The organism is Noviherbaspirillum sp. ST9, assembly GCF_048799745.1.
Classification (GTDB): Bacteria; Pseudomonadota; Gammaproteobacteria; order Burkholderiales; family Burkholderiaceae_D; genus Noviherbaspirillum.
On the sequence record NZ_JBLWFR010000100.1, the window covers coordinates 1 to 666 of the forward strand.

Here is a 666-nt window from a genome sequence, read left to right on the forward strand (position 1 = left end):
GGTGTTAAAACCGAAGTTCATTATCCGGTTCCGCCACATCAGCAGAAGGCATTACAGGACAGGTTAAAGGGTAGTTATCCCATTTCAGAAGAAATTCACCGAACTACTTTAAGCCTTCCGGTATCGTATTTTCATACAGAGGATCAGATTTACACAGTAATTAAATTATTGAATTCATTTTAATACAAAATAATAGGTTTTTATATAGGACTTTGTTAGTTTTAGTTGTCATATTTTAAATTTTAATTTAATAATATGGAGAAAAATTAATAGCTATTAACAACAAGCAAAGTGCATAGGGATCGGGAATTCGTAATTGGACGGTACATCTTCATTTTTTTGGTCGCTACAGGGGTATTGTCGTGTTTAAAGGAAGACGAAACAACACATGAAACAAGACTGAAGGCGCCTGCGAGGACGTATTCCGTTACTGCGAGAATTGACAATAAGGAAGCGGGTAACGATTCGCAGGCTACAGGTATCCTGAAAGGGAAATATGATGAGCGTACTAAAGTACTTTCATTTTCAATTAGCTTTGAAGGGGTAGAAACGAGGGCTATTCGTTTTAAGAAGGGAGCCCGAGGATCAGCGGGATCCTTAGTCTGGAATATAGCGGCCAACGAGAACGGCTCCTATAAAACGCCGGTTAGCGGCCAGAAGGTTTTA

Annotated in this window: 2 protein-coding genes; both read left to right on the forward strand. The window is 39.2% G+C overall.

Annotation, left to right across the window (positions count from 1 at the left end; translation table 11 throughout):
* On the forward strand, positions 1–183 hold a 183-nt coding region (locus ACNOHI_RS24970; protein WP_420477426.1), incomplete at its 5' end, for a DegT/DnrJ/EryC1/StrS family aminotransferase.
* 108 nt (positions 184–291) lie between these two features.
* A partial coding sequence (locus tag ACNOHI_RS24975) for a CHRD domain-containing protein (protein WP_420477427.1) occupies positions 292–666 on the forward strand: 375 nt, incomplete at its 3' end.